Origin of the sequence: Motilibacter deserti (assembly GCF_011250635.1) — a bacterium.
Classification (GTDB): Bacteria; Actinomycetota; Actinomycetes; order Motilibacterales; family Motilibacteraceae; genus Motilibacter_A; species Motilibacter_A deserti.
Genome location: NZ_JAANNP010000097.1, coordinates 1 through 6559, shown reverse-complemented (window position 1 = coordinate 6559; position 6559 = coordinate 1). Strand labels below are relative to the sequence as shown.

5 protein-coding genes, 1 tRNA gene and 1 pseudogene are annotated in these 6559 nt (G+C 76.1%); all 7 read right to left on the bottom strand.

All coding sequences use genetic code 11. From position 1 onward, the window contains the following. Positions 1–1109: hypothetical protein (locus G9H71_RS20300; RefSeq protein WP_166284603.1), on the bottom strand; the 1109-nt coding region annotated here is incomplete at its 3' end. Between the two features lie 141 nt (positions 1110–1250). Continuing rightward, the gene (locus G9H71_RS20295) at positions 1251–1721 is read right to left on the bottom strand and encodes a MarR family winged helix-turn-helix transcriptional regulator (RefSeq protein WP_166284602.1); all 471 of its coding nucleotides are present in this window, start codon (positions 1719–1721) and stop codon (positions 1251–1253) included. A 153-nt stretch (positions 1722–1874) separates the two neighbouring features. Beyond that, positions 1875–2924 (bottom strand): PaaI family thioesterase, encoded by a 1050-nt coding sequence (locus tag G9H71_RS20290; RefSeq protein ID WP_166284601.1) that lies wholly within the window; start codon positions 2922–2924, stop codon positions 1875–1877. A gap of 177 nt (positions 2925–3101) precedes the next feature. After that, positions 3102–3178: transfer RNA gene (locus G9H71_RS20285), tRNA-Thr, on the bottom strand. Positions 3179–3246: 68 nt separating this feature from the next. Beyond that, positions 3247–4842, bottom strand: coding sequence for an alpha/beta hydrolase (locus G9H71_RS20280; protein ID WP_166284600.1), 1596 nt, complete (start codon positions 4840–4842; stop codon positions 3247–3249). 161 nt (positions 4843–5003) lie between these two features. Further along, on the bottom strand, positions 5004–6170 hold the full coding sequence (locus tag G9H71_RS20275; protein WP_166284599.1) for a DNA polymerase III subunit delta': 1167 nt from the start codon (positions 6168–6170) through the stop codon (positions 5004–5006). Next, positions 6167–6559: pseudogene (locus tag G9H71_RS20270) on the bottom strand (hypothetical protein); the annotation flags it as partial. The pseudogene G9H71_RS20270 and the gene G9H71_RS20275, both read right to left, overlap by 4 nt.

The following is a 6559-nucleotide window of genomic DNA, read 5'->3' as shown; positions in this document are numbered from 1 at the left end:
CCGGGGCGGCCGGCGGCGCGGAACGTCGTGCGCTGGGCGTCGTTGTAGGTCCCGGGCAGCAGCCGCTCGCCCGCGGGCGGTGCGATGTCGGCGTACATCCACGCCCCGTCGCCGCCCTGGAGGCTGACGCGGACGCGGGACGCGTCGCCGTACGCGAAGATGACCGAGTTGGCCGGGGTGTAGGACCGCGACTGGCCGGCTCCCACCCAGTCGTCCGCGCCGCTGGAGTAGGAGAAGGACGTGCGGCCGGCGATGCCCACGCCGCCCAGCGGGATGGTGGCCGTCCCGTCCGCGGTGGCGAGGGTGAGGGTTGCGGAGCGCTGGCCCGAGGCCGTCGGGGTGAAACGGACGTCCACCTGGCAGGCGCCGCTTCCGTTGCAGGCGGACGGGGCCGCGGTGTAGTCGCGCGCCGCGGGGCCGCCGAGCGTCGCGCTGACCACGTCGGCGAAGCTCCCGTCCGGGCGCAGGACCCAGACCGGCGCCACCGGGCTGGTGGAGCCGGGATAGGCGTCGGGGAACGCGATCGCGTCCGGCGCCACGACCGGCCCGTCCACCGGGACGTTGACCTTGATCTCGCCGAACAGTGCGGCGGCCCCGCCTTCGCAGTGCTGCTCGAAGACGGCCCACAGCCGGTCGACGACGCCGTTCGCGCCGACGTGGACGTCGCGTACGGCGAAGGAGCCCGTGATGCTGTTGCAGCCGCGGCCGTTGCCGCTGATGTCGATCCCCGCGTCGTTGCCGTTGCGGAACGGGGCGCGGGTGGCCCGCGGGTAGACACCGGGGGCGAGGTCCCGGCCCTGCGGCGCGGCCAGCTGCACGTAGAGCCAGGAGCCGTTCGGGCCCTCGACGTTGACGGTCACCGACCCCGCGTTGCCGTTCGGGGTCAGCCGGCTGACCGGCGCCCGGTAGAGCTGCGAGCGGCCCTGGCCGATGTAGTCGCCAGGAGTGGAGTAGAGCGCCAGGTAGCTGACGTTCGTGGCCGCCGCAGCCGGTGGCGCCACCGCCACGAGCAGCCCGGCGGGCAGGGCCAGGGCCGCTGCCGCCGTGAGGAGCCCGCGCGCTCCCCGCGCCCACCGTGCAGCCCGTCCCTCGTGGCGTCCCCCGTGCATGTCAGGCCTCCCACCGCGTCGCGCCGAGCGATCCGACAGGCGACTACCCCGCCGTGTGGATCTTCACCCTCGGCCGCGGCGCCCACCTCGCTCGGTGCCGGCGCCCTCGCCGAGAGCGACCGCTACGCTGCGCCGCGCCGCTCAGCGGTAGCTGAAGACCGTCTCGTTGTAGCGGTGCAGCAAGTGCGCGAACTGCTCCACGTCGGCCTGGTCCCAGCTCGCGAGCATCTCGCCGAAGTACTGCTGGCGGGCCTCGCGCATGCGCCGGATGCGCGCCCGGCCGTCCTCGGTGATCTTGAGCACCGTGGCCCGGCCGTCGGTCGTGTCGGGGTGCCGCTCGACGAGGCCCAGCTTCTCGAGCATCGCGACCTGCCGGCTGATCGTGGGCTTGCCGACCCCGAAGAACGCCGCGAGGTCGGTGCCCCGCTCGCCGTCGACCTGGTCGAGGCGCACGAGCAGGCCGTAGGCGTCGTTCTCCAGCTCAGGGTGGACCTGGCGGGCGAACTCCTGCGAGGTCCCGCGGGCCCGTCGCAGCAGCACGGTCAGCTCCTGCTCGACGTCGATGACGCCCCTGGGCAGAACGCTGCTTCCGGAATCGCTGCTGACGGACATGTCGTCCCTCCTCCTTGCTCCGACGTCGCTGTCGGTCGTGGCACGGTCGGGGGCCACCCTGCCATCTCCAGGCCCGATCCCGACGCACCGCCGAGCGCAGATCACGCCACGTGCGCGCGGCGGGCTAGGGACGGGGCCGCGCCGCCCGCGCCGTCACCGCCGTCGTCCCAGTGAGCATGGCGACCAGCTTGCCGCCGTGGTGCACCTCGCTCGTCCCGATCCCAGCCGCCGGCCGCGGTGCGCGACCTTCCCCACCGCGACGACGTCCTGCCCGTCGGGGGCCAGCGGCCGGAGCAGGTTGAGCTTCATGTCCAGTGCGGCGAAGCGGGCGCCGCGCTCCGCGGTCGTCTGCACGGCGGCGGAGGCGGCGGACATGCCGAGCAGGGCGATCGCGCCGGCGAAGACCGTCCCGAGCTCCTGGGCCAGCCAGCGGCTCGCCGGCATCGCGAACGCGGCGCCGCCCCACTGCGCCTCGCGCAGGGAGATCCCGAGCAGCCGGTCGATCGGCGATCGCGGCAGGTCCCCGCGCGCCAGGGCGCCCAGGATCTCCAGCCCGGACATCCGCTCGCCGTCGGCGACCGGCCCCCACTCGACCGGGCGCTGCCAAGGGTCAGGCGTCGCGTGCTCCGGCTCCCCCGGCCCCGCCGGTGCCGTGTCCGGGTCGGCGTGCGGGTCGGCGCCCGTCTCGGCGCCGGCCGGAGCGGCGAGCGGGAGGAGCATGCTCCGGGCGGTGCCGTACGCCGCGAGCTCCCCGTCCTGCCCGGTGACCCGTACGGCGGCGAGCCCGCTGTCGCCGCGGATCGCGAGCAGCTCGCCGTGCGCCGTGACCTCGCCGGGGTCGCCGGGCGGCGCCTCGAGGAACGTCATCGACAGCTCGGCCATCGTGCAGGTCGCGCCCGCGGGCAGCGCGGAGAGGACGGCCGCCCCCAGCGGGGCCGCCGCCAGGAACGCCAGCACTCCGGGGTGGACGCGCCCCTTGGGGCCGAGCAGCCACGGCGACACCGGCAGCGCATACGTCGCGGACCCCTCGTCGACCGCGACCAGCCGCCGGCCGGTCAGCCGGGCGATGGGCGGGGCCGGGAGGTCGCCGGAGAGCCAGGCGCGCAGCGTGTCCGCGCCAGACAGCCCGGGCACGCCGGGCCTGCTGGTCCCACCACGGACCGGCTCGTCCGCGAGCTCGAAGTCCCGACCTGATGCGGACATCGGCCCCTCCCGGCCTCGGCACGCGGCCAGAAGGGGCCGCGTGGGGAGGCAAGCACGCTATAGCCAGCGGGGACCGCTCGCGACGTGGTCGGCCGACGGTGGGGCGGGAGGGTGGGCCGCCCCGCGGTCGCCGGAACGCCACAGGGCGCCCTCCCGAAGGAAGAGCGCCCTGTGAGGTGGAGCCGCCTATCGGAATCGAACCGATGACCTACGCATTACGAGTGCGTCGCTCTGGCCGACTGAGCTAAGGCGGCAGCACCGCGACACGAGGCCGCGGCACGAGGAAAGTGTAGCGGGCGGCCGGGGCCACCCGCCGGGCGACTCAGCAGCGGGCCCCTTCGGCGGGCAGCGTGCCCTCGACGAGGTAGGCGTCCACGGCCTCGTCGACGCACCGGCTGCCGGACGCGTACGCGGTGTGGCCGTCGCCGTCGAAGGTGAGCAGGCGGCCGGACTCGAGCTGGCCCGCGAGCCCCTGCGCCCACTCGTAGGGCGTGGCCGGGTCGCGGGTGGTGCCGACGACGAGGATCGGCGCCGCCCCCGGCGCGGCGATCTCGTGCGGGCCGGTGTCCGAGCGGGCGGGCCAGGTCGCGCACGGCAGGCTGCTCCAGCCGAGCAGCGCGCCGAACGTCGGGGCCGCGCGCTCGGCGGTGGCAGCCCGCTCCCGCCAGGCCTCGAGGTCCGTGACGTCGGAGGGCTTGTCCAGGCAGTTGACGGCGTAGATGACCTCGTTGCCGTTCGAGGCGTACGTGCCGTCCTCGGTGCGGTCGGTCTGGGCGTCGGTGAGCGTGAGCAGCGTCGTGCCGTCGCCGTCGAGGGCGTCGGCGATGGCGACCTCGAGGTACGGCCAGAAGTCCTTGCTGTAGAGCCCCGTCGCGAGCCCGAGCGCGGCGAGCGGCTGGGTGACCTCGCGCCCGTCGTCGCTCCGCAGGGGCTCGCGGTCGATGTCGTCGAGCAGGCCGCGGACCTGCGCGAGGCCGGCGTCGCGGCCCCCGGTCAGCGGGCACTCCTCCTGCTGGAGGCAGTCGTCGACGAACGCGGTCAGCGCGGTCTCGAACCCCTTGGCCTGCCCGAGGTTGAGCGCCTCGTCGGTCAGGGTCGGGTCGAGCGCGCCGTCCAGCACGAAGCGGCCGACCTTGTCCGGGAACTGCTCGGCGTAGACCGCGCCGAGGTAGGTGCCGTAGGACTTGCCCAGGTAGGTCAGGGTCTCGTCGCCGAGGACGGCCCGCAGCACGTCCATGTCCTTGGCCGCGTCCACGGTGCCGACGTGCGGCAGCACCTCCCCGGACCTCGCCTCGCAGCCCTCCCCGAGCAGCCGGCTCTGCTCGGCGTACGCCGCCTCCTCCCGCGCGTCGTCCGGCGAGGCGTCGACGGCGAGGAAGGTGTCGGTCTGCTCGTCGGACAGGCAGTCGATCGGCGAGCTGGTGCCGACGCCGCGCGGGTCGAACCCGACGATGTCGAACCTCGTCAGCAGCGTGGTGGAGAAGTTCTCCGCGCTGCGCGCGTAGTCGATGCCGGAGCCGCCCGGGCCGCCGGGGTTGACCAGCAGCGACCCGACCCGCTCGCTCTTCTTGCCGGCCGGGCGCCGGACGACCGACAGCTCGAGGTCGCCGCCCTCGGGGTCGGCGTAGTCCACGGGGACGCGCAGCTTCGCGCACTGGTAGCTCTCGCCGCAGCTCCCCCAGTCCAGCTCCTGGCCGTAGTAGCCCGCGAGCGCGCCCTCGGACGCGCCACCCGCGGACGGCGCGGCCGAGCCGGTCCCCGCGGCGGCGGGCCCGTCGCTCGCGGAGCCGTCGCCGTCGCTGGTGCACCCTGCCGCGAGCAGGACGGCGGCCAGCAGGCCGGCGCCGACCAGTCGCGTACGCGGTGCTCGGGTCGGCGGGCGGGGAACGGCACGGGCCTGGCGGCGGGGGGACGGCACCCGCCCGAGCGTACGCAACGGGCGTCATCCGGCCGGGGGGCCGTCCACGCCGCTCCGGCGCGCGGCCGTGCCCGAGTCCACGCAGTCTCCGCGGGACGCCGCCCACCCGCGCGGTGAGGGCCGGCGGAGCAAGACGACGCCCCGCAGGGCGTGCGTCCGCCTCAGCCTGCACGCAGCGACAGCGCCATCGCCTCGACCGCGAGCAACGGGGCGACGTTGGCGTCGATCGCCGTGCGGCAGGCGAGGACCGCCTCGACCCGGCGCAGCGTCGCCTCGGGAGTGCTCGAGCGGGCGGCCCGCTCCAGCGCCGGGCGCAGCTCCTCGTTGACGAGGCTGACAGGCGCGCCGAACTGCACGGCCAGCACGTCGCGGTAGTACGACACGAGGTCCACCAGCGCCCGGTCGAGCGCGTCGCGCGAGGTGCGCTTGGCGCGCGTCTTCTGCTGCTTGCCGAGCTCCTTGAGCTGGCCGGCGGCGCCGGTCGGCATCGCCTTGCCGGTCGTGCCCTGGCCGAGGGCGCGCGCCAGCTCGGCCGTCTCCTGGGCGTCGAGCTCGGCGGACTCGGTCGCCGCCTCCTCGTTGGCCGCCTCGACGAGGTTGGCCGCGGCGGTCAGGCAGTCGCCCACCCCGTTGACCTGCTGCGGGATGCGCAGCGCCTCGGCCCGCCGCAGCCGCGCCTGCTCGTCGCGGGCGAGGCGCCGGGCGCGGCCGATGTGCCCCTGGGAGGCGCGGGCCGCGAAGGCCGCCATCGCCGGGTCGATGCCGTCACGACGGGTGAGGACCTCGGCGACCGCCTCCGGAGGCGGGGTGCGCAGCCCGAGGTGGCGGCAGCGCGACCGGATCGTCGGGAGCACGTCCTCGAGGCTGGGGGCGCAGAGCAGCCAGACCGTACGCGGCGGCGGCTCCTCCAGCACCTTCAGCAGCGTGTTGGCAGCCTGCTCGGTGAGCCGGTCCGCGTCCTCGACGACGATGACCTGCCACCGGCCGCCCGACGGGCGGCGGGAGGCGCGCTCCACCAGCCCGCGCGCCTCGGCGACGCCGATCGAGAGCAGCCGGGTCGTGACGACCTCGACGTCGGCATGAGTGCCGGAGCGGGCGGTGCGGCAGGCGGCGCACTCCCCGCACCCGCCGCGCGGGCACTGCAGCGCGGCGGCGAACGCGCGCGCGGCCAGCGACCGGCCCGAGCCGGGCGGCCCAGTGAAGAGCCAGGCGTGGGTCATCGCCGGGCCGGTGCCCCCGGCGAGGATCTCGGCGGCCGCCTCCGACGCGGCCCGGAGCGCGGCCACGGTCGGCGCCTGCCCGACGAGGTCGTCCCAGACGCCGCTCATCGGGAGAACCAGCCGTGCGGGCGGCCCTCGTCGGGCTCGTCGACCTCGTCCTCGTCGTCGTCGGGCGACATGGAGAACAGCTCGTCGGCCAGCGAGAGCTCGCGGGTGGCGTCGTCGGGCAGCCGGGCGAGCTCCGCCGGGCGCGGGCGCTCGTGCGCCCGGGTGGCGACGGCGTCCGGCGAGATGACGGGGAGCACGGTCGTCGCGGTGTCGTCGGACGGCGTACGGTCGCGCCGGGCCGACTCGCGCCCGGCGGCCTCCCGGGACCGGGCGTCCTCCCGGGCCTCGCGCTCGGCCCGGGCCGCGGACTCGCGCGCCTCGCGGTCCGCCCGGGCCGCAGCCTCCTCGGCCTCGCGCTGCGCGCGGGCCGCAGCCTCCCGCTCGCGGCG

What these genes read in the sequence shown, in the direction of transcription:
- G9H71_RS20290 (WP_166284601.1), bottom strand. Translation starts at nt 2,924, where the DNA reads ATGTCCGCATCAGGTCGGGACTTCGAGCTCGCGGACGAGCCGGTCCGT.
- G9H71_RS20295 (WP_166284602.1), bottom strand. Translation starts at nt 1,721, where the DNA reads ATGTCCGTCAGCAGCGATTCCGGAAGCAGCGTTCTGCCCAGGGGCGTC.
- G9H71_RS20275 (WP_166284599.1), bottom strand. Translation starts at nt 6,170, where the DNA reads ATGAGCGGCGTCTGGGACGACCTCGTCGGGCAGGCGCCGACCGTGGCC.